19 protein-coding genes are annotated in these 20,759 nt (G+C 73.6%); 12 read left to right on the forward strand and 7 right to left on the reverse strand.

The features are described 5' to 3' along the window. The 3 genes from IEZ00_RS37435 to IEZ00_RS32210 form a co-directional block, all read left to right on the forward strand. On the forward strand, positions 1–876 hold an 876-nt coding region (locus tag IEZ00_RS37435), incomplete at its 5' end, for a DNA gyrase C-terminal beta-propeller domain-containing protein (RefSeq protein WP_276530115.1). A gap of 180 nt (positions 877–1,056) precedes the next feature. Then, positions 1,057–1,812 (forward strand): sugar phosphate isomerase/epimerase family protein, encoded by a 756-nt coding sequence (locus IEZ00_RS32205; RefSeq protein ID WP_189227152.1) that lies wholly within the window; start codon positions 1,057–1,059, stop codon positions 1,810–1,812. 87 nt (positions 1,813–1,899) lie between these two features. Continuing rightward, positions 1,900–2,253, forward strand: coding sequence for a nuclear transport factor 2 family protein (locus tag IEZ00_RS32210; protein ID WP_189227153.1), 354 nt, complete (start codon positions 1,900–1,902; stop codon positions 2,251–2,253). An 84-nt stretch (positions 2,254–2,337) separates the two neighbouring features. Here the strand turns inward: IEZ00_RS32210 and IEZ00_RS32215 are convergent, their stop codons facing one another. Next, on the reverse strand, positions 2,338–2,577 hold the full coding sequence (locus IEZ00_RS32215; RefSeq protein WP_189227154.1) for a hypothetical protein: 240 nt from the start codon (positions 2,575–2,577) through the stop codon (positions 2,338–2,340). Between the two features lie 223 nt (positions 2,578–2,800). Here IEZ00_RS32215 and IEZ00_RS32220 point away from each other — a divergent pair, with 223 nt between their 5' ends. From IEZ00_RS32220 to hisG, 3 genes are all read left to right on the forward strand, one after another. Beyond that, a complete protein-coding gene (locus IEZ00_RS32220; RefSeq protein WP_189227224.1) occupies positions 2,801–3,883 on the forward strand; it encodes an LLM class flavin-dependent oxidoreductase in 1,083 nt (360 codons plus the stop codon). Further along, positions 3,880–4,476 carry an FMN reductase gene (locus tag IEZ00_RS32225; protein ID WP_189227155.1) on the forward strand — a complete coding sequence of 199 codons (597 nt, stop codon included), beginning with the start codon at positions 3,880–3,882 and terminating at the stop codon, positions 4,474–4,476. Before IEZ00_RS32220 ends, IEZ00_RS32225 begins: the two co-directional genes overlap by 4 nt. A gap of 225 nt (positions 4,477–4,701) precedes the next feature. Beyond that, positions 4,702–5,565: an ATP phosphoribosyltransferase gene (gene hisG / locus IEZ00_RS32230; RefSeq protein ID WP_189227156.1), complete on the forward strand. Its 864-nt coding sequence runs from the start codon at positions 4,702–4,704 to the stop codon at positions 5,563–5,565. Between the two features lie 109 nt (positions 5,566–5,674). On the opposite strand, the gene IEZ00_RS32235 is transcribed toward hisG, so the two are convergent. Further along, positions 5,675–7,783, reverse strand: a complete 2,109-nt coding sequence (locus tag IEZ00_RS32235; protein WP_189227157.1) for a putative bifunctional diguanylate cyclase/phosphodiesterase — start codon at positions 7,781–7,783, stop codon at positions 5,675–5,677. Then, the gene (locus IEZ00_RS32240; RefSeq protein WP_189227158.1) at positions 7,780–8,616 is read right to left on the reverse strand and encodes an SAM-dependent methyltransferase; all 837 of its coding nucleotides are present in this window, start codon (positions 8,614–8,616) and stop codon (positions 7,780–7,782) included. The genes IEZ00_RS32235 and IEZ00_RS32240 overlap by 4 nt, the downstream gene beginning before the upstream one ends. A 255-nt stretch (positions 8,617–8,871) precedes the next feature. Between IEZ00_RS32240 and IEZ00_RS32245 the strand changes: the two genes are divergently transcribed. The 3 genes from IEZ00_RS32245 (at position 8,872) to IEZ00_RS32255 (ending at position 12,649) form a co-directional block, all read left to right on the forward strand. Beyond that, a complete protein-coding gene (locus tag IEZ00_RS32245; RefSeq protein ID WP_189227159.1) occupies positions 8,872–10,191 on the forward strand; it encodes a cytochrome P450 in 1,320 nt (439 codons plus the stop codon). Positions 10,192–10,321: 130 nt separating this feature from the next. Continuing rightward, positions 10,322–11,224: an alpha/beta hydrolase gene (locus IEZ00_RS32250; RefSeq protein WP_229796313.1), complete on the forward strand. Its 903-nt coding sequence runs from the start codon at positions 10,322–10,324 to the stop codon at positions 11,222–11,224. A gap of 123 nt (positions 11,225–11,347) precedes the next feature. After that, positions 11,348–12,649 (forward strand): NAD(P)-binding protein, encoded by a 1,302-nt coding sequence (locus IEZ00_RS32255; protein WP_189227161.1) that lies wholly within the window; start codon positions 11,348–11,350, stop codon positions 12,647–12,649. Here IEZ00_RS32255 and IEZ00_RS32260 read toward each other — a convergent pair. Continuing rightward, the gene (locus IEZ00_RS32260) at positions 12,646–13,248 is read right to left on the reverse strand and encodes a hypothetical protein (protein ID WP_189227162.1); all 603 of its coding nucleotides are present in this window, start codon (positions 13,246–13,248) and stop codon (positions 12,646–12,648) included. The genes IEZ00_RS32255 and IEZ00_RS32260 overlap by 4 nt on opposite strands. Before the next feature lie 160 nt (positions 13,249–13,408). On the opposite strand from IEZ00_RS32260, the gene IEZ00_RS32265 reads away from it, so the two are divergent. Together IEZ00_RS32265 and IEZ00_RS32270 are read left to right on the forward strand one after the other, a co-directional pair. After that, positions 13,409–14,038, forward strand: a complete 630-nt coding sequence (locus IEZ00_RS32265; protein WP_189227163.1) for a PadR family transcriptional regulator — start codon at positions 13,409–13,411, stop codon at positions 14,036–14,038. Further along, a complete protein-coding gene (locus tag IEZ00_RS32270) occupies positions 14,035–15,522 on the forward strand; it encodes an FAD-dependent monooxygenase (protein ID WP_189227164.1) in 1,488 nt (495 codons plus the stop codon). The genes IEZ00_RS32265 and IEZ00_RS32270 overlap by 4 nt, the downstream gene beginning before the upstream one ends. 40 nt (positions 15,523–15,562) lie before the next feature. Here the strand turns inward: IEZ00_RS32270 and IEZ00_RS32275 are convergent, their stop codons facing one another. The 3 genes from IEZ00_RS32275 to IEZ00_RS32285 all read right to left on the reverse strand — a co-directional run bounded on the left by IEZ00_RS32275 (position 15,563) and on the right by IEZ00_RS32285 (position 19,590). Further along, the gene (locus tag IEZ00_RS32275; RefSeq protein WP_209619726.1) at positions 15,563–16,861 is read right to left on the reverse strand and encodes an SGNH/GDSL hydrolase family protein; all 1,299 of its coding nucleotides are present in this window, start codon (positions 16,859–16,861) and stop codon (positions 15,563–15,565) included. A 140-nt stretch (positions 16,862–17,001) separates the two neighbouring features. Next, positions 17,002–18,258, reverse strand: coding sequence for an extracellular catalytic domain type 1 short-chain-length polyhydroxyalkanoate depolymerase (locus IEZ00_RS32280; RefSeq protein ID WP_229796314.1), 1,257 nt, complete (start codon positions 18,256–18,258; stop codon positions 17,002–17,004). A gap of 321 nt (positions 18,259–18,579) precedes the next feature. Next, the gene (locus tag IEZ00_RS32285; protein WP_189227166.1) at positions 18,580–19,590 is read right to left on the reverse strand and encodes a YdcF family protein; all 1,011 of its coding nucleotides are present in this window, start codon (positions 19,588–19,590) and stop codon (positions 18,580–18,582) included. Between the two features lie 146 nt (positions 19,591–19,736). Between IEZ00_RS32285 and IEZ00_RS32290 the strand changes: the two genes are divergently transcribed. Then, positions 19,737–20,759 (forward strand): MFS transporter (locus tag IEZ00_RS32290; protein WP_229796315.1); only part of this gene is annotated, 1,023 nt, incomplete at its 3' end.

The raw sequence follows: 20,759 nt of genomic DNA on the forward strand, positions 1-20,759 counted from the left end.
ACGGGGCTGGTGGCGCGCACGGCGGCGGAGTCGGAGGAGGCTTCGGAGGCGCGCAGGCGCAACGGTCGGGCGCGGCACGACGCGGTGGCGGCGGTGGTGCACACCACGGCGCGCGGCCAGGTGCTGCTGGTGACCAACCGGGGTCGGGCGGTGAAGGTGGACGTGCTGCCGCTGCCGGTGCTGCCCGAGGCCAGCGGCACGGTGTCGCTCAGCGGCGGGATGGCGGCCAGTGAGCTGCTGGACCTGGGCAAGGGCGAGCGGGTGGTGGGCATCGCCCCGCTGGTGCCGGGCGAGTCGCCGGGGTTGGCGCTGGGCACGCGGCAGGGCGTGGTGAAGGTGTGCGCGCCGGAGTGGCCGGTGCGGTCGGACGAGTTCGAGGTGATCACCCTCAAGGAGGGTGACGAGGTGGTCGGGGCGACGTGGCTGGCGGGTGCGGACAGCACGCTGGTGTTCGTCTCGTCGGATGCCTCGTTGCTGCGCTACAGCGCGTCGCTGGTCCGCCCGCAGGGGCTCAGGGGTGGTGGCATGGCGGGCATCAACCTGGGCGCGGGGGAGAAGGTGGTGTTCTTCGGGGCGGTGCGCACCGATGACGACGAGCACGGCGAGCCGATGGTGGTCACCTCGACCGGGCAGAGCGTGAAGGTGACGCCGTTCGCCGCGTACCCGGCGAAGGGGCGGGCGACCGGCGGGGTGCGGGCCCACCGGTTCCTCAAGGGGGAGCAGGGCCTGGTGCTGGCGTGGGTTGGTCCTCGGCCCGCGGGCGCGGCGAGCAACGGGTCGGCGGTCGAGTTGCCCGAGGTGGACCAGCGCCGGGACGGCTCCGGTGCGCCCCACCCCGGTCCGGACGTGGTCGGCCACCTGGTCGAGCGCGGCTGACCCGCCCGCTCGCGGTGGCCTGGCCGCGCACTCCGGGCCACCGCGAGTCGCGCGTTCGAGCATCACGAACCGCGCGTCCGGACACTGCGAACCGCGCGTCCACGCACCTCGGGTAGTAGCTGTCGGCCCCGATGTGGCCGTCGGGTGGTACTTGCAGGCGCTTTGGGAGGGGGCGGGGGCATGATCGTCGCGGGATTGGCTTCGGTCACCTTCCGGGGCAGGGCCGTGGACGAGGTCGTCGACCTGGTCGCGGACGCCGGGTTGGGGGCGGTCGAGTGGGGAGCCGACGTGCACGTGCCGCCGGGCGACCCGGCGAGGGCCGCGCGGGTGGCCGAGCTGTGCCGGGTGCGCGGACTGGTGATCGGCACCTACGGCTCCTACTACAAGGCAGGCCGCGGCGACCCGGCCGAGTTCGCCGCCGTCCTGGACTCCGCCGAAGCGCTGGGCGCGCCGCGCGTGCGGGTGTGGGCGGGGGTGCGGGGCTCCGCGGAGACCGGCCCGGCCGAGCGCGCGCGGATCACCGACGACCTGCGCCGCTGCGCGGAGCTGGCGGCCGGGCGCGGCATCGCGGTCACCGCCGAGCACCACGCCTGCTCGCTCACCGACGACCTGGCCTCCGCGCTGCGGCTGCTGGACGAGGTGGACGGCCTGGTCGCGCACTGGCAGCCGAAGGCGAGCCCCGAGGTCGCCGCGTGCCTGGCCGAGGTGACCGCGCTGCTGCCGCGGCTGGCCGCGGTGCACGCCTTCTCCTGGGGGCCGGGCGGCTACACCGACCGGCTGGCGCTGGCCGAGCGCGCGGACCTGTGGCGTCCGCTGCTCGCGCTGCTGGCCGAGGACGGCCGGGACCGGCACGTCGTGCTGGAGTTCGTCGCCGACGACTCGCCGGAGTCGATGCGCCGTGACGCCGCCGCCCTGCTCGCCTGGCTGGGGGCATGAGGGTCGCCTCGGTCGCACTGCCCGCTCCGCTCGTGGTGGGCTGATGGCTGAGCTGTGGCCGGGCACGACTCGCGCGACCATGGGAGCATGACCGACATCGCGCCCGGCGGGCCCACGGACTTGGTGCGGCGGCTCTACGTCGCGGAGAACGCCCGCGACTGGGCCGGGGCCGCCATGCTGGTGCACCCCGACATCCGGTCGACCACCTGGCCCTCCGGCAGGACCGTCATCGGCGTGCGCGACTACCTGGCGGCGCTGGAGGAGGCGTACCAGGGGCGCGATGAGCCTTTGCGGGTGCTCGCGATCGCCGAGGACACCTGCAAGGCGACGGTGTTCGCCGAGCTGGAGGTGGCGGGCAAGCGCTCGATCGACGTCTTCCACCTCGTCGACGGCCTGATCCACCAGGAGCGCTCGTACCTGTGCGAGGGCTACGGCGGGTAGCGCCTGATCAGCGGGCGCGTGCCTCGCGCCACCCCGGCAGCGCCCCGGCGGCGGCCACCGCCGAGGTCCGCGCGGTCGAGCCGGTCAGCGCCTGCGGTCCGCCGTGCTCTGCACCGGGAAGGACTCCCCGGCGGCCTTGCGGGCGATGGCGTCGGCGAGCTCGGTGAGGTCCTCGGCCAGTTCGCGCTCGACCTGCACCAGCGGCACCGAGTGCCGGGGCGCGGGTCTGAGGCAGGCTTCGTCGACCAGGCGTACGACGTAGCGGCCCAGCCGGGTGTTGACGCTGGTGAGCCAAGCGTTGAAGAGCAGCTCGTCCCTGTCCATGCGATGCGGCCCTCTGCTGAGTGGTGGGGGCGCCCGGTCCGGGGCGTCTCGTAACCCCAAGGTAGGGACGGCCGGGGGTGGTCGGATGCACGAATGGGTAACTATCGGCGGCGGTCGGCGGGTCATCGGACCACTGCCCCCGGTGGGGTCGGAATAGCGGGGGAGGGGGTACTGTTGGAACAAGTAGTTGAAAGCGCAACTACCTGATCGAGGAGCGGACATGATGCAGTTCGGCGTCTTCACCGTCGGCGACGTGACGCCCGACCCCACCACGGGCCGGACGCCCACGGAGGCCGAGCGCATCAAGGCGATGGTCACCATCGCGCTCAAGGCCGAGGAGGTCGGTCTGGACGTCTTCGCCACCGGCGAGCACCACAACCCGCCCTTCGTGCCGTCCTCGCCCACCACCATGCTGGGCTACATCGCCGCCCGCACCGAGCGGCTGATCCTGTCCACCGCCACCACGCTGATCACCACCAACGACCCGGTGAAGATCGCCGAGGACTACGCGATGCTGCAGCACCTGGCCGACGGCCGGGTGGACCTGGTCCTCGGGCGCGGAAATACAAGCCCTGTATACCCCTGGTTCGGCAGGGACATCCGTGACGGCATCGACCTGGCGGTGGAGAACTACGCCCTGCTGCACAAGCTGTGGCGGGAGGACGTGGTCGACTGGCAGGGCCGGTTCCGCACCCCGCTGCAGTCGTTCACCGCGACCCCGCGCCCGCTCGACGGCGTGCCGCCGTTCGTCTGGCACGGCTCGATCCGCAGCCCGCAGATCGCCGAGCAGGCCGCCTACTACGGCGACGGTTTCTTCGCCAACAACATCTTCTGGCCCAAGGAGCACTACATCCGGCTGATCAACCTCTACCGGCAGCGCTTCGAGCACTACGGGCACGGTGCCGCGCACCAGGCGTACGTGGGCCTGGGCGGTCAGGTGTTCATGCGCCGCAACTCCCAGGACGCGGTCCGCGAGTTCCGGCCCTACTTCGACAACGCCCCGGTCTACGGGCACGGGCCGTCGCTGGAGGAGTTCACCGAGCAGACCCCGCTGACCGTGGGCAGCCCCCAGGAGGTCATCGACAAGACGCTGACCTTCCGGCAGCACTTCGGCGACTACCAGCGCCAGCTGTTCCTGATGGACCACGCGGGCCTGCCGCTGAAGACCGTGCTGGAGCAGTTGGACTTCCTCGGCGAGATCGTCCCGGTGCTGCGCGCGGAGTTCGCGGTCGGCCGCCCGGCCGACGTGCCCGACGCCCCCACCCACCGGGGGCTGCTCGCGGCGAAGGCGGAGGTCGTGCGATGACCACCCTGGCCGTGGTGTCCGCCGGGCTCGGCGAGCCGTCGTCCAGCCACCTGCTGGCCGACCGGCTCGCCACCGCGGTGGCGAACCGGATCGACGTGGACACGAAGGTCGTGCACCTGCGCGACCTGGCCCGCGACGTGGCCGACAACCTCGTCACCGGCTTCCCCGGCGCGCGGCTGCGCCGGGTGGTCGAGGACGTGGTGGGCGCGGACGCGCTGATCGCGGTGACGCCGACGTTCAACGCCTCCTACAGCGGGTTGTTCAAGTCCTTCGTGGACGTGCTGGAACCGGGCTCGCTGGTGGGCAAGCCGGTGCTGATCGGGGCGACCGGCGGCACCGAGCGCCACTCGCTGGTGCTCGACCACGCGCTGCGCCCGCTGTTCGCCTACCTGCGCGCGATCGTGCTGCCGACCGGCGTCTACGCCGCGTCGTCGGACTGGGGCGCGCAGGCGGGGCTGGTCGAGCGCATCGACCGCGCGGGCGCGGAGCTGGCCGACCTGCTGGCGGGCCGCGCGCCCGCCGCGCCCGCCGCGCCCTACGGCGACGTGGTGCCGTTCGAGCAGCTGCTCAACGGCGGGCGGCCCACGCCGTAGGGCGACGATCACGACCGCCGCGTCCGGGCAGGCGCGGCGGTCCGCTCGCGCTGCGCCCGCGCGGGCGTGGCGATCGGGGTCCGCGAACCCGGAGGGCCGGAATGCGGCGGATATCACGACCGCTCGCGAAAAATGTGGTGAACCGCTGGTGCACAACCGGTTTTCATTCCTTGGGATGCGCCCCCTGATCGGGTGACACGGACCCGGTGTGGGAGACTCGCCGCCATGGCTGCTCTACGCTTCGCCCTGCCCAACAAAGGGTCGCTGAGTGCTCCCGCCGCGCAAATGCTGGCCGAGGCGGGATACCGCGTCAACCGGTCCGGGCGGGAGTTGATCGTCGCGGACCCGGCCAATGACGTGCAGTTCTTCTTCCTCCGCCCCAGGGACATCGCGGTCTACGTGGGCGAGGGGTCGCTGGACGTCGGCATCACCGGCCGCGACCTGCTGCGCGATTCCACCGTCTCCGCCAAAGAAATCCTCTCGCTCGGCTTCGGCCGCGCCGCGTTCTACTTCGCGGGCAAACCCGGAGGCATTTCCGACGCCGCCGGGCTGGCGGGCAAGCGGATCGCCACCAGCTACCCGAAGCTGGTCCAGGAGCACCTGGCCGAATTGGGCATCGAGGCCCACCTGGTGCGGCTCGACGGCGCGGTGGAAACCGCCGTGGAACTCGGCGTGGCCGACGCCATCGCCGACGTGGTGGAGACCGGCACCACGCTGCGCACCTCGGGCCTGCAGACCTTCGGCGACCCCATCCTGAAGTCCGAGGCGGTGCTGATCCAGGGCGAGCAGGTCGCCGACACCCAGCAGACCGTGGACGCGGTGGAGGTCCTCACCCGCAGGCTCCAGGGCGTGCTGATCGCCCGGCGCTACGTGATCCTGGACTTCGACTGCCCGGTGGCCGCCCAGGAGGAGGCGTTCAAGCTGGTGCCCGGCATCGAGGCGCCCACGGTCTCCCCGCTGGCCCGCGAGGGCTGGGTCGCCGTGCGGTCGCTGGTCCCGCGCGACCACGCGCCGCGCGTCATGGACGAGCTGTGGCGCGTCGGCGCCCGCGCGATCCTGGTCAGCTCCCTGGACACCTGCCGGATCTGACCAGCGCGCCTCCGACGCGGCCTCGCGTGGTGCCCACCGGCCACCCACCGCGCGTCGGGGGCGCCCGTCCGCGTGAGTTGAGCGTCCGGGTCGGCCGGTGACGCCGTTCTCAGCCGAGCCGGGCGGCGATCACCTCGGGCGGCGAGGCGGAGGCGAACAGCGGGCCGGAGCCGGTGTCCGCGCCGGCCTCCCGCCACCAACTCGCCTGCTCGACCGAGGACAGCCCGTCCACCGCCACCGCCACGCCCGCGTCGCGCACCACGGCCAGCAGGTCGGCCACCACGCGCCCGCCCGGCGGCCCACCGGGCACCGGCCCTCGGGACAAGGTGATGCGCACCGACGCCACCGGCAGTTCGGCCACCCTCACCAGCTCGCCCGGCGCGGCGCTGAAGTCGTCGACCTCCACCACCACCCCGCTCTCGGCCAGGATGCGCGCGTTGTCCGCGGCCGCCTCGTCCTCGTCGAGCACCGCCGCGGCGGGCAGGCCCAGCCGCAGCAGCCGCGGCGGCAGCCCGGTGTCGGCGAGCACGCCCAGCACCGCGCCCACCAGTTCCTGGTCGGCCGCCTGGCTCGCGGTCACGCCCACCCGCACCGGCAGCTCCCGGCCCCGGTCGCGTCGCCACGCCAGGGACTGCTCGCACGCCGTCCGCAGCAGCCACGCCAGCAGCGACCCCACCAGGCCGGTGTCCTCGGCCAGCGCCAGGCACTGCTCGTGGGGCAGCGCGCCCAGCTTCGGGTGGTCCCAGCGCAGCACCGCCTCGGCGGCGACCAGCGCCGAATCCGCCAGCCGCGCCAGCGGCCGGTAGCGCACCCGCAGCTCACCGCCCTCCCACGCGCCCGGCATGGTCACGGCCAGGCTGAACCGCCTGCGGTCGCGGCCGTCCTGCGTCGGGTCGGCCAGCTCCCACTGCCGCCTGCCGCCGCCCTTGGCCCGGCGCAGCGTCAGGTCCGCCGAGTCCAGCAGGTCCGACGGCGAGGCGTCGGAGGGCGGGCGGTGCACCACGCCGATGGTCGCCGAGGTGGCCACCCGGTGGCCACCCGCGTCGAACGGCTCGGACAGCCGGTCGTTGATCCGGCGCACCAGGGTGACCACGTCCGGCGTGCTGGCCGAGTTCTCCACCAGGATCGCGAACTCGTCGTAGCCGAACCGGGCCACCATGGCGACCTCCTCGGCCACCACCTCGCGCAGCCGCAGCGCCACGGTCTTGAGCACCTGGTCGCCCACCCGCCTGCCCAGCCCGCCGGTGATCAGCGAGAACCCGTCCAGGTCCAGGTGGAACACGCTGATGCCGGTGGCCGGGTCGGCGGTGCGCAGCGCCTGCTCCAACCTGCTGGTGAAGTACTGCCGGTTGGGCAGCCAGGTCAGCAGGTCGTGCAGCGACTGGTGGTTGAGCTGGCCCTGCAGCAGGCTCACGTCCGAGCTGTCCTCGGCCAGCACCACCACCTGGCCGCGCCCGTCGTGCAGCCGCAGCGGCGTCAGCGTCAGCGTCACCCACGCCGTCTCGCCGTCCGCGCGCAGCAGCCTGCGGGGCTGGCTGATCACCTCGCCGGAGCCCGCCGCGAGCCGGGCGAAGTCCGCGCGCACCGCGTCCCGCTGATCGGGGTGCACCAGGTCCGGCAGCGACAGCCCGGTGACCGCGGCGGGGGGCAGGTCCACGATGCGGGCCAGCGCGTCGTTGGCGCGCAGCACCTGCCCGGCCAGATCGGTGGTGGCCACCCCGCTGGAGGTGAAGGTCTCGACCACCTCGGTCCTGGCCTCGCTGGCCTGCAGGTCCAGCTGGACCTGCCGCATGGCGCGGTGCAGCGCGCGCCCCAGCTGCTCCTGCTGCTCCAGGGTGGCCAGCCGCAGCTTCTCGGCGAACCCGGAGGCCAGCGCGGCGACCACCTCGACCACCCGGTCGCGCCGCTGCGGGATGCCGCGCAGCGAGGTCATGTCCAGCAGGCCGCGGCTGATCACCTCCACGCTCAGCCGCAGGGTCTCGGCCAGCGTGCAGTTCATCTCCACCAGCGCCACGCCGACCTCGCGGCCGACCTGGTGGGCCAGCGGCCCGGTGACCACGCCCGCGCACAGCCGCTCGACCAGGCCCAGCAGCTGGCGCTCCAACTCGGCCTGCGACATCGGCAGGTAGGTCCGCTTGCTGAGCAGGTAGGCCCACTTGCGGGCCAGCTTCACGCGTTCGCGCAGCCCGGCCGCGTCGCGGGGGAGCGGGGCGGTCACGTCCCCCGCTCCCCAGGCGCGGGTTTGCGCCCGACGCCGACGTAGACCTGGGTGTTGTCCTCGGGGGTGTCGGCCATCGAACCCGCGCCGTCGGGACGCCACAGCGCGCAGCCGACGACGCCGGGCTCCTCCAGTTCGTAGCCGGTGAACAGGGCGGTGACCTCGGCGCGGTCGCGGTAGACCAGGTTGTCCCTGGACCGGGCGCGGCGCACGGTGTCCGCCGCGCGCCGCATGGTCTCGGCGCGCCGGTCGTCGGTGGCGTGCGAGACCACCAGGAAGCTGCCCGGCGCCAGCCGGTCCCGGTAGCGGCCGAGCAGGCCCACCGGGTCCTCCTCGTCGGTCAGGAAGTGCACGACCAGCAGCAGCAACAGCGCCACCGGCTGGTCCAGGTCCAGCAGGCCCTTGACCTCGGGCCTGCCCAGCACGTCCTCGGGGTCGCGCAGGTCGGCCAGCACCACGTCGGTGCGTTCGTCCCCGGCCAGCAGCATCCGGCTGTGCGCGACGGCCACCGGGTCCTTGTCGACGTAGACCACGCGGCAGTCCGGGGCGTGCGCCCTAGCGACCTCGTGCACGTTGCCCGCGGTCGGGATGCCCGAGCCGATGTCGAGGAACTGCCGCACCCCCCGCCGCACCAGGTGGGTGACCGCGCGGCGCAGGAACGAGCGGTTGAGCCGAACCAGGTGCCGCGCGCCGGGCAGCACCCGGAGCATCTCGTCGGCCATCCTGCGGTCCACCGCCAGGTTGTGCGCGCCACCGAGCAGGTAGTCGTAAGTGCGAGCCACGCTCGGAATCGAGGTGTCGACGCCCTCGGGCACCCAGTCCGGCTCGTCCACGGCGCGCTCCAGTTCATTCCCCGAGGGGTTCCGGGTGAGAGGTGCGACCACCCGGTTGGTGGTTGGAACGCGAGTATCCAACCGCTTGGGCCGGGCGGATGCCAGTCGATCCAATAAATTAACTCGATTGCGCTATCCCTCTCCGCCTGAACGGCCGCATAGAGTGCTCGCCGTTCATCGCCCGACCGAGTGGGGGCAAGTGACGTGATCGCACGCCGGAAAACCGGAAGCGCTCCTCGGTGCGAGGCTCCGGTGGTGCCGGGCCGCTGGCCGCTGCTCGGGCACACCCCCGCCATGCTGCGGCGACGCCTCGACTTCAGCGCCGGTCTGAGCGCTGTGGGCGATGTCGTGCGGATCTACCTGGGCAAGCGTGTGGTGTACGTGGTGACCACCCCGCAATTGGCTTGCGAGGTGCTCGCGGCGGAGACGTGCGGGGTGGGAAAAGGGCTGCCGGTGGGCAAGTTTCGAAAGTTTTTCGGAAACCGCCCTCCGGTCGCGGGTGGCGATTGCCGCCACGGCGAGCGGAAGGCGGTGCAAGCCGCTTTCCATCCCGACCGGGTGGTTCAGTATTGCACCGCTGTCACGAAAGGCGCCGCTGAGCTGGTCGATTCCTGGCGGCCTGGACAGGTGTTGGAAATCGATCGGGTGATGCGGGACTTCGCGATCGCCACTGTCGACCGGATGCTGCTCGCAACCGATTCCGATCCCGAGGTCGACGGCGAAATCCGGCGCTGGACGCCCGAGCTGATCCGGCACGGCGTGGCGCGGGTGCTGCCGCTCCCACGGGCGCGGAAGCTGGTCCGACCGGTCGACCGCCGCTTCGACGAGGCGGTGGGGCGCGTGCACGCCGCGGTGGACCGGGCCATCGCCTCCGCCCGCGCCGATCCCGTCGAGCGCCAGGACCCGCTGCGCTCACTGCTGTCGGCCCGCGACAGCACCGGCCGCGTCCTGTCCGACCGGCAGGTGCGCGACGAGGTGGTCACCCTGCTCGTGGCGGGCAGCGGGACCACCGGTCCGGCGCTGGCCTGGTTGTTCCACGAGCTGGCCCGCCACCCCGAGGTGCAGCGGCGGGTGCAGACCGAGGCGGACGAGGTGCTGCGGGGCCGCCCCGCCACGATCGGCGACCTGCCGAGGTTGCGGTACCTGCGCCGCGTCGTCAACGAGGTGCTGCGCCGGTACCCGCTGTGGTTCGTGGTGCGCCGCACCGCCGAGGACCTGGTCCTGGCGGGCGTGCGCGTGCCTGCGGGCGCGGAGGTCGCGTTCAGCCCGCACGCGCTGCACCACGACGAGCGGTTCCACCGGGACCCGTGGCGCTTCGACCCCGACCGCTGGTCGCCCGAGCGCGCGGGCGCCCTGCCCAGGGGCGCCTACCTCCCGTTCGCGGGCGGAGCGCACCGCTGTCCCGGCCACGCTTACGCCACCGCCGGGATCGCCATCGTCGCGGCCACCACCGCCGCCCGCTGGCGCCTGGTCCCCGTGCCGGGCAAGTCCGTGCGCACGAAGGTCGTCGGCACCATCCACCCCGGTCGGATGCCGATGGCCGCACTGCCCCGCCCGAGAACCACGACGCTGTGAAGGAAAGGACACCCCACTCTTGCGGTACCAGCGAGCACTCGCCGCCGGGCTCGCGGCACTGACCGTCGCCGCCACCCCCGCCCCGGCCGCCGGAGCCGACCCCGCCACCTGTCGCGAGGTGCGAGCGCCGGTGACGGTCCTGGCGACCCGCCACACCGTGCACGGCCAGCTGTGCACGCCCGCCGGGGGCGCGGACGCGGTCCAGCTGCTCATCCCCGGAGCCACCTACAACAGCTCCTACTGGGACTTCCCCGACGGCAGGCACTCCTTCCGAGCGGCCCAGAACCGCGCGGGTTTCGCCACCCTCGCCGTCGACCGGCTCGGCAGCGGCCGCAGCTCGCGGCCACCCGCGCCGCTGCTGACCGCGCTGGCGCAGGCCGACGCCATGCACCAGGTGGTGCGGGGCCTGCGGTCCGGCGCGTACGGGCCGAGGTTCGACAAGGTCGTCATCGGCGGGCACTCCCTCGGCGCGGCCGTCGCCGCGATCGAGGCGGGCGCCTACCGCGACGTGGACGGTGTGCTGCTCACGGGCATGACCCACCGGATCAACCCGGCGGGCGTGGCCGCCTCCTTCGCCAACTTCCGGCCCGCCAACCTGGACCCGAAGTTCGGCCCGCTGTTCCCGGTCGGCTACCTGACCACCGCGCCGGGCACCCGCTACGCCAGTTTCCACGCACCCGCCCCGTCCGCGTCCGACGTGATGGCGGTGGAGGAGGCGACCAAGGACGTCTTCTCACCCACCGAGGCCGCCGACGGGTTGGGAGTGGCGGTGCTGCTCCCGTTCAGCCGGAACATCACCGCGCCGGTGATGACGGCGGTGGGCGGCCGCGACGCGGCGGTGTGCGGACCGCTGGCCACCGATTGCTCGACCGCGCTGACCCTGCTGGCCGCCGAGCGGCCGTACTTCGGCCCGCAGGCCCGCTTGCGGGCGTACGTGCTGCCCGACTACGGCCACTCGATCAACCTCGCCCCGCACGCGGGCGCGTACTACGACGCGGTCGCCGACTGGGCGCGGACCGAGGTGGGTCCTTGAGCCGCGTTCCGCGAGGGTCGGCGTACGGGTGAAAGAGCGGGCGCTCGGGGGGAATCGCGCCGAACCGGTGACCGGAGGGTTCCCCTGGCACAGACTGGTGATCCACCAAGGGCAGGGGGCGTCATGGCTGGTGCGCGGGAAGCGGTCGTCGTCGGGGGCGGGATCGGCGGGCTGGTCGCGGCCAGGGTGCTGGCCGACCACTTCGAGCGCGTCACCCTGCTGGAGCAGGACGAGGTGACCGCCGACACCGAGTACCACAGCGGGGTGCCGCAGGCCCGGCACCCGCACGCCCTGCTGGCCAGGGGCGCCGAGGTGCTGGAGCGGTTGTTCCCCGGCCTGGGTGCGGAACTGGACCGGCTCGGCGTGCCGTCGGGTGACCAGGCGCAGAAGACGCGGCTGCGGATGGTCACCGGGTGGGCGCCCGAGGGCGTGCTGGGGCTGACCATCCGGTGCTTCACCCGCGTCTGCCTGGAGACCTGCCTGCGCCGTCGGGTGCTGGCGCTGCCGCGGGTGCGGCTGCGGGCCGGGGCCAGGGTGGACGACCTGTGCTTCGACGAGGCGGGCCTGCGCGTCACCGGGGTGCGCGTGGGCTCGGAGGTCGTGGCGGCCGACTTCGTGGTGGTGGCCGCGGGCAGGCACGCCAAGCTGAGGGACCGGCTGGCGGCCGCGGGTTTCGACGTCCCCGAGGACCTCGTGGTCAACGGCGGGCTCTCCTACTCGACCCGCCTCTACCACGTGCCGCCCGGCGCGCGGCGGGACTGGATCGCCACCGCGCAGGGCACGCACGCGCCGGTGGTGCGGCGCGGTGGCGCGGTGTTCGCCGTCGAGGCCGACCGGTGGCAGATCTGCCTCATCGGCTCGGGCGGCGAGCCGACCCCGACCGACCAGGACGGATTCCTGGCCTACGCGCGGTCGCTGGACAACCCGCTGATCGCCCAGTGCGTCGAGCAGGGCGTCCCGGCGGGCGAGCTGTACCGGGTGGTGGGCCTGGGCAACCGCTGGACCCCGTTCCACCGCATGTCCCGCTGGCCGCGGCGGCTGGCGGCGCTGGGCGACGTCGTGTGCAGCTTCAACCCCGTGTACGGCCAGGGCATGACGGTGGCGGCGCTGGAGGCCGAGGAGCTGGGCGGGCTGCTGTCCCGCTCGACGGACCTGGACGCGCTGGGGTGGCGGTTCCAGCGCCGCGCGGCGCGCGTGCTGCGGTTGCCGTGGCGCATGGCCACCAGCGCCGACCTGGGGTGGACCGCAACCAGGTCGGGCCCTGCCGCGCGACTGGTCCGCTGGTACCTGGACCGGATGATCGAGGTGCTGCCCGGCGACCTGGCCGTGTACCGGCGGTTCTTCCAGGTGGCCCAGATGGTCAAGGGGCCCTCGGCGCTGTTCGACCCCAGGGTGGTGGCGAAGGTGCTGGCGGGCCCGCGCTAAGCGCCGAGCAGGAAGTCGCGCAACTCCTCGTCGCGCGGGATCGGCGTGTCCCCCGGGTGGTGCGCCACGCACAGCAGCGCGTCCTCCACGTCGGCGTAGTCGTCGGAGTTCTCGCTCTGGGCCACCACGACCAGCGCGTCCCGCAGCCGCCACAGCGCGTGGTGCCACCGCCTGCCGTGCCGCCCGATCAGCGGGTCGCCCAGCCGAGCGGCCACCGCGTCGACCCCCTCGCGCCACCGGGCGTCGAAGTCCGCGCGGGTGGCGTCCGGGTCGACCGACCACCCGGCCCCCAGCGCGTCCGGACCGCCGAAGTCGGCGGCGTCCGGGTCGGCGCTGTCGGAGTAGGTGGCGAAGTCCACCGAGAAGCTGGTGATCTCGTCCGGGTCGAAGCGCATCCCCAGGCGCAGCAGGCGGTCGCCGGTGCCGAAGGTGTAGGTCAGGTCGTCGAACACCTGGGCCGCGAGCGGCAGCCCGCCGGGCAGCGCCCAGCCCGTGGCGGCCCAGGTCCGATCCAACTCCGCCGGTGTCCACGGGGAGCGCGCCAGCACGAGCATCCGGTCGATGGTCTCGTCGTCGAGAGGTAACCACACCAGTGCCATGCGGGCACGGTAATGACCCCCGCGATGTCGTCACGCGGTTCCCGGTGGGAGGTCGGTCACTCCACCGTCAAAAGTCCGTAAAGGGCAGCCCATGAGACGAAGCGCGTTATCGCTAGTCGGTTCCGTATAGTAGGTTCCGACTAGTAGAGAGCGGTGATACATGGCGAAGAGGAAGATCACCAACACGGTCGCCCTGGCCGTGCTGGGGCTGCTGCAGGAACGCCCGATGCACCCGTACGAGATGGCCACGACGCTGCGGGAGCGGTTGAAGGACAGCAGCTTCAAGCTCAACTCCGGATCGCTGTACGACACGGTCGAGGCGCTGGTCCGACACGGCTGGATCGAGCCGGTGCGGACCGTGCGCGAAGGCAGGCGCCCCGAGCGGACCGTCTACGCGCACACCGACCTCGGCCACCGCGAGTTCCTCGCCTGGCTGGACGAACTGCTGCGCAGACCGGTGCCCGAACACCCGAAGTTCGCGGCCGCGGTGTCCTACCTGGGCGCGCTCGGCCCGGAGGCGGCGGCGGACGCGCTCGCGGAGCGGGTGGAGCACCTGACCCGGCACGTCGAGGAGATCGAGCGGGTGCTGGCCTCGACGGTCGGCGCGGGGGGCCTGCCGAGGCTGTTCATGATCGAAGCCGAGTACCTGCTGCACGTGGCGCGGGCCGAGCTGGAGTGGACGCGGCGCACCGTCGCCGAGATCCGCGGCGGCAGCCTGGCCTGGCCCGAAGCGGAGCGCACCGACCAGGGCTGGACCTGGAGCGGCCAGGAGCGAGGGGGAAACGGGTGAGCGCCGACTGGGACACCGAGGTCGTCATCGTCGGAGCGGGACCGGCGGGGCTGCTGCTGGCGGCCGAGCTGCGGCGCGCGGGCGTGGCCACCACCGTGCTGGAACGCCACGCCGAACGGCCCGGCTTCTGCCGGGGGTTCACGCTCAACGCCCGCGCCCTGGACCTGCTGGCCCGCCGGGGACTGGACGCGCCCTTCCTGGCCGAGGGCTGGCAGGTCCCGCAGGCGGCGTTCTCCGGCCTGCCGGTGACGCTGGGCCTGACCGGCGCGCGCACCGACCACCCGTACACCCTGGGCATCCCGCAGACCAGGGTCGAGGAGGTGCTCGAAGCCCACGCGCTGGAACTCGGCGCGGACCTGCGGCGCGGCTGGGAGCTGCGCGCCCTGCGGCAGGACGCCGACGCGGTGACCGCCACCGCGGCGACCCCCGACGGCGAGCGCGTCCTGCGCGCGGGCTACCTCGTGGGCTGCGACGGGGGCCGCAGCACCGTCCGCAAGCAGGCGGGCATCGCCTTCCCCGGCACCCCGGCCACCCGCTTCTCCCTGCTGGGCGACGTCGAGTCGGCCGATCCGGACGGGCTGCCGCTCGGCGTGACCACCGGCCCCGGCGGTGCGGTGCTGGTCATCCCGCGCCCCGGCTACGTCCGGGTGGTGGTCGACGACCCCGAGCCGCCCGAGGACCGGGACGCCCCGGTCACCCTGGAACGGCTGCGATCCGCCGTGGACGCCGCCCTGGGCAGGCGCGTGGAGCTGCGCGCGCCCCGCTGGCTGACCCGCTTCGGCGACGCCGCCCGGCTCGCAGAGCGGTACCGGACGGGCCGGGTGCTGCTGGCGGGCGACGCCGCGCACGTCCACCCGCCCGCCGGGGCGATCGGCGTCAACGTCGCCCTGGACGACGCGTTCAACCTCGGCTGGAAGCTCGCCGCCGCGGTGCGCGGCACCGCACCCGCGCACCTGCTCGACACCTACCACGACGAACGCCACGCCGCGGGGGTGCAGCTGCTGGCGAGCACCCGCGCGCAGGCGTTGCTGGGGACGGCAGGCGACGGGCTCCGGCCGGTCGCGGACCTGCTCACCCGACTGGCCGAGCACCCCGACGGCAACCGGGCGCTGGCCGAGGTCGTGACCGGGCTGGACACCCGCTACCCCGCACCCGCGGCCCCGGACCACCCGTGGCTGGGCCGGTTGGCCCCCGACCTCGTGCTCGGCACCGGCACCCGGTTGGCCCAGCTGCTGACCCCCGGCCGGGGCGTGCTGCTGGACCTGGACGGCGGGAGGGCCGCCGAACGGGCCGCGGGGTGGGCGGACAGGGTCGGGATCGTCACCGACCGCTGCCCGGACCACCCGGACCTGCGCGCGCTCCTGCTGCGCCCGGACGGCCACACCGCCTGGGTGGGTGTCGTGGGTGAGCAGGCCGACGGGCTGCCACGGGCGCTGGAGCACTGGTACGGCCCGGCTCGTTCCGGCGTCCTCGCGACCGGCTGAACCGGTGCGGGGCCGCCCGGGCGGCCCCGCACCGGGTGCGTCAGCGGAACAGGCGCAGTGGCACCGAGTTCGCCATCGCCTCCATCCCCGCGTCGTTGGGGTGCAGGTGGTCGCCGCTGTCGTAGGCGGGCAGGAGCCGGTCGGGCTGCCGGGGATCGCGGACGGCGGCGTCGAAGTCGACGTAGCCGTCGTACTCGCCGCTGGTCCTGATCCAGTGGTTCACCTGCTGGCGGACGGCCTCGTTGTCGGGGTTGTAGAAGCCCAGCGTGTCCCCGCGGAACGGCGTGATGGTGGCGCCGTGGATCTCCACGCCCCGCTCGTGCGCGCGGGCGATCAGCTGCCGGTAGCCCGCGATGAGGTCGTGCGCGGTGACCTTCTCGCTGATCGGCGCGATGTTGCCGGGGTGGCCCAGGTCGTTGACGCCGATGAGCACGACCACGTGCCGCACGCCCGGCTGGAGCAGCACGTCGCGGTCGAAGCGGCGCAACGCGCTCTGCCCGAAGTAGGCCGCGTAGTCCTGCGCGGGCGAGCCCTCCGGCGGGTTGGGGTCGTGCAGCAGGCGGTTGCCGCCGATGCCCGAGTTGACCACCCCGAGGTGGCGCAGCCCCCGGTCGGCCTGGAAGCGGCGGGCCAGGAAGTCCGGCCAGCGCCGGTTGGCGCCCGGCGTGGTGATCGCGCCGTCGGTGATCGAGTCGCCGAACGCCACGACGGTGCCACCGCGGCGCGGTTCACCCGCGACCCGCACACCGCTGAGGAAGTACCACTGCGGCAGCACGGTCGGCGAGTCGAAGTCGGTGCTGCCGGTGGCGTTGCCGGAGGTGAGGAAGCCGTCCTGGAACGGCGAGCCGTGCACGGTGGTGGCGGGCGTGCGCTCGGGCAGGTACAGGCTGATCACCAGGTCCGCGCCCGGCCGCACGGGCAGCGCGACCGGGTCGCTGAGCAGCGGGGCGCCCGCGGGCACCGTGGCGGTGGGCTTGCCGCCGAAGGTGATCCGGCGGTCCGAGCCGGGTTCGACGCGGGCGTCCGAGCCCTCGGAGGCCGACCGGGCCACGTGCGCCTCGCCGACGACCAGCGGCTGGGAGCCGAACTCGTTGGACAGCCGCACCCGCAGGGTGCTGCCGCCGACGCTGGTGTGCACGATCTGGCGCAGGGTCTGGTCCTGGAACACCGTGTTCGCCGACGCGGGCACGGAGGTGGACGAGGTGCCCCACGTGCCGATCCAGGTCGGTGCGGGGGCGGCGGTCGCGGTCTGCGCCCCCACCGCCAGCAGCAGGCCGGTGAGCAGGGCTGCCACGCGGGTGCCGAGGCGGTCGCGGCGTCTGGGGGGTAACTGCGGCAAGGGAGCTCCTCGGTGTCGGGTTCGGCCGCGGCGGCAGCGGGCGCGAACGCCCGCCGGGGGCGTGCCCCGATTCTGCCGCGATTCCCGCCGGGCAGGGGAGTACCCCGTGCGAGGGCGGATCCCGCACGGGGTGACCGGAGTCATCCGACCGCGCAAGCGGTTCCGTTGAGGGAGAACGAGGACGGCTCGCCCGCGTCACCGGTGTGCGAGGCCTGCAGGCCCACGCCGATGGACGCGCCGGGGCTGATCGCGGGGTTGTGCGCGGCGTTGCGCGCGGTCACCACGCCGCTGGTGGGCGAGTAGGTCGCGCCCCAGCCCGAGGTGATCCGCTGCCCGTTGGGCAGGGTGAACTCCAGCGCCCAGCCGTTGACCGCGGTGGTGCCGGTGTTGGCGATGGTGATGGACGCGGTCAGACCCTCGTTCCAGGCGTTGACGGCGTAGGAGACCTTGCAGGTGCCCGTGCCGGGCGTGGTGGTCGTGGTGGTCGTCGTGCTCGTCGGCGGGGTCCGGTCCAAGCCGAAGAACTGGATGGTGCGCAGGGCCATCCCCGACGCCATGACGTTGTGACCGGTGCCCTGCAAGGAGATGGCCTCGACCTTGTCGCCGTAGCGGGTGCGGGTCCAGTTGGCCTGCGGGCGGTCGGTGAAGGTCGGCGTGGTGGACAGGCCGTGGACGTTGGTCCACTGGTCGATCTCCTCGCCGAAGTTCGGGTAGCGCAGGGTGTCGTCGGCGGTGCCGTGCCACAGCTGCACCCTGGGCCGCTGCCCGGAGTAGCCGGGGTAGGCGGAACGGGCGATGTCGCCCCACTGCTGGGGCGTCCTGAGCACGTTCCCGTTGGCGCACGCGCTGTTCCAGCCCGAACCGTCGGTGGTCGCGAAGCAGCCCGCGGGCACGCCCGCGTACGCCGCGCCCGCCTCGAAGACGTCCGGGTAGTTGGCGAGCATGACGTTGGTCATCATGGCCCCGGACGAGGTGCCGGTGACGTACACGCGGCTCGCGTCGCCGTTGTGGCGTTGCAGCACGTACCGCACCATCGACATCAGCCCCACCGGGTCGCTGCCGCCGTCGCGCCGCAGCGCCTGCTGCGAGGAGACGTCGAAGCACTGGCCGCTGCGGGTGGCGGACGGGTAGATCACGATGAACCCGTGCTGGTCGGCCAGCCGCGCGAACTCGGTGCCGGAGTGGAACGCGGGGCCGGAGCCGGTGCAGTAGTGGATCGCCAGCAGCACCGGGGGCTTGCTGAGGACGCGGTCGGGCACGTAGAGGTGCATCCGCAGGTTGCTGGGGTTGGTGCCGAAACCGGTCACCTCGGTCAGCGAGGCCGCGGAGGCCTGCGGCGCGACGAGGACCGCGATGACCACGGCCAGCGCGGAGGTGACGGCGGCCAGTGCCTTCACGGCGCCACCACCACCGCTGGGCCTGTCCGGCCGGTGGTTCCGCCGGGACGCCGGACCTCCGCCTGCACGAGCATGAGCGCTCTGATGACCATCCCTCCTCCTTGAGAGATCGCCCCTGAAGTCAGCTCACTATGTTGCGACGCCGACACGCCGAGCAATCTCTTGCGGAGAAGTTTCGGGTCTCAACTGGCCCAACGTCTGCAAGTACTACCCGTGCCGCTCCGTCGAGCGCGTAACTACTACCCGCGCGGATCGACGTCGTGGGCCGGGTAGTGGTTACCGGCCCGTGGTGGTGGAGCGGGTAGTACTTGCCGACGCGGGTTAGTTGGGCAGCGCCAGGAGGGGGAGCACGGCGGCGATCGCGACCATGGCGACGGCGTTGGCCGCCTTGTACTGCGCCAGCAGCGCGACGAACTCCCGCACGAACGCGTTGGGCAGGAAGTACCAGGCCGTCCTCGCGCCGCGGACGTCGGCGCGCAGCCCCAGCCGCCGGGACAGCACGGCCGCGCGCAGCACGTGGTAGTTGCTGGTGACCACGAGCAGCCTCCCCTCCAGCCCCCGCGCGGCCAGCAGGTCGGCGGAGTAGCGCAGGTTCTCCCACGTCGAGGTGGACCGGTCCTCCTCCACCACCGCCTCGGGCGGGATGCCGCGCGCGTGCAGGTAACCGGCCATGACGCTGGCCTCGGACGCGGGCTCGTCGGGCCCCTGGCCGCCGGAGGTCACCACCACCGGACGGGCGCCCGCGGCCAGCTCCCGCCGGTACAGCTCGGCGGCCCGGTTGAGCCGCGCCGCCAGCAGCGGCTGCACCCGCCCCTGCGGGACACCGGCGCCGAGCACCACGATCGCCGCGTGGCCCGCCCGCTGCGGGACGCGGCCGTAGACCACCGAGTACAGCAGGAAGGCGGTGAAGGCGAACCCCAGGTAACCCGCGAGCAGCACGGCCGACCGGGCGGCCACCAGCAGCCAGTCGGCGGCGCCGGTGTCGTCCGCCGCCTTGGTCAGCGCGGTGGACACCCCGGCCACCAGCGCGATCACCGCCAGCCCGGCGGCCAGCGACAGCGCGTTGGCGAGCTGGACGCCTTCGCGCCGCAGCATGAGCCACCCGTTGGCGAGCAGGAACACCGCTATCACCGCCGCGAACAGCGGAGCGGCCCGCAGCAGCAGCGCCACCACCGCCTCATCGCTGCTGTAACCGGTCAACGTGAGCAGCCACAGCGCCCCGAACGCCAAGGCGAGCAGCAGGTAGACGCCGTTGACGATGCGCCGGGGCTCCCGCCGCAGCCGCACCAGGAAGACCACCAGCAGCACCGCGGCGAAGATCAGCAATTCCACGAAGCGGTGATCGTAGTCGGACGAGATCGGCGAACCGCACTCGCGCCCCGCGCCGAACCGGCATGCTGTGAGGCCACCAGTCGCGGGTCGGGCGGGGGATCGGGATGGGCGCAGCGGACGGCGGACGGCCTGCCACCTTCAGGTCGGTGTTCGCCTCGGGCGAGTTCCGCGCGCTGTTCCTCGCCCAGCTGCTCAGCGTGCTGGGTGACCAGCTGGCGCGGGTGGCGGTGTCGGTGCTGGTCTACGAGCGCACCGCGTCGGCCGGGCTGACCGCCGTGACCTACGGGCTCACCTACGTCCCCGACCTGGTGTCCGGGCCGCTGCTGTCCGGCTTCGCCGACCGCTACCCCCGCCGCGCCGTGATGATCACCACCGACCTGTGCCGAGGGGGCCTGGTGGCGGTGATGGCGCTGCCCGGCCTGCCGCTGTGGTGCGCGGCCGTGCTGCTGGTGCTGGTGCAGGCGCTCAACGCCCCGCACGGCGCGGCTCGCGCGGCCACCCTGGCCGCGGCGATGCGGGGCGACCGGTTCGTGGTCGCCTCGGGCGTGCAGGACGTGATGGTGCAGACGAGCCAGGTCCTGGGGTTCGCCACCGGTGGGGCCGTGGTGGCCGTGGCGGGCACCAGCCAGGGCCTGCTGCTCGACGGCGCCACGTTCCTGCTCTCGGCGGTGCTGGTGCGGCTGGGGGTGCGGCACCGGCCCGCCCCGCTGGCCGACGCCGCCGCGGGCGCACCGGCCGTGTGGTCGTGGTGGCACTCGCTGGGGGCGGGCCTGGGCCTGGTGCTGCGCGACCGGAGGCTGCGCTCCTTGGTCGCCCTGGCGTGCGTGGCGGGCTTCTACATCACGGTCGAGGGCCTGGCCGTGCCCTACGCCGGGGAGATCGGCCAGGGCGCCACCGCGGTGGGACTGCTGCTGGCGGCGAGTCCGGCGGGCACCGTGGTCGGGATGCTGCTGCTGACCAAGCTGCCGCCGAGGACCAGGCTGCGCTGGCTCGGTCCGCTGGCGGTGGCGGCGTGCCTGCCCCTGGTGCTGTGCGCGTGGCGACCGGGGCTGGCGGCCACGGTCGCGCTGTGGGCGCTGTCGGGCGCGGCGTCGGGCTACCACATGGTGGCGCGGGCGGCGTTCGTGCAGGCGGTGCCCGACCGGCACCGCGGGCAGTGCCTGGGCTTG

Source organism: Saccharothrix coeruleofusca, assembly GCF_014648515.1.
Lineage (GTDB): Bacteria > Actinomycetota > Actinomycetes > Mycobacteriales > Pseudonocardiaceae > Actinosynnema > Actinosynnema coeruleofuscum.

Bases quoted from the DNA above. Each gene is read 5' to 3' on its own strand.
- IEZ00_RS32205 (WP_189227152.1), top strand. From the start codon at position 1,057: ATGATCGTCGCGGGATTGGCTTCGGTCACCTTCCGGGGCAGGGCCGTG.
- IEZ00_RS32260 (WP_189227162.1), bottom strand. From the start codon at position 13,248: ATGGCACTGGTGTGGTTACCTCTCGACGACGAGACCATCGACCGGATG.
- IEZ00_RS32215 (WP_189227154.1), bottom strand. From the start codon at position 2,577: ATGGACAGGGACGAGCTGCTCTTCAACGCTTGGCTCACCAGCGTCAAC.
- IEZ00_RS32255 (WP_189227161.1), top strand. From the start codon at position 11,348: ATGGCTGGTGCGCGGGAAGCGGTCGTCGTCGGGGGCGGGATCGGCGGG.
- hisG (WP_189227156.1), top strand. From the start codon at position 4,702: ATGGCTGCTCTACGCTTCGCCCTGCCCAACAAAGGGTCGCTGAGTGCT.
- IEZ00_RS32265 (WP_189227163.1), top strand. From the start codon at position 13,409: ATGGCGAAGAGGAAGATCACCAACACGGTCGCCCTGGCCGTGCTGGGG.
- IEZ00_RS32210 (WP_189227153.1), top strand. From the start codon at position 1,900: ATGACCGACATCGCGCCCGGCGGGCCCACGGACTTGGTGCGGCGGCTC.
- IEZ00_RS32220 (WP_189227224.1), top strand. From the start codon at position 2,801: ATGCAGTTCGGCGTCTTCACCGTCGGCGACGTGACGCCCGACCCCACC.
- IEZ00_RS32225 (WP_189227155.1), top strand. From the start codon at position 3,880: ATGACCACCCTGGCCGTGGTGTCCGCCGGGCTCGGCGAGCCGTCGTCC.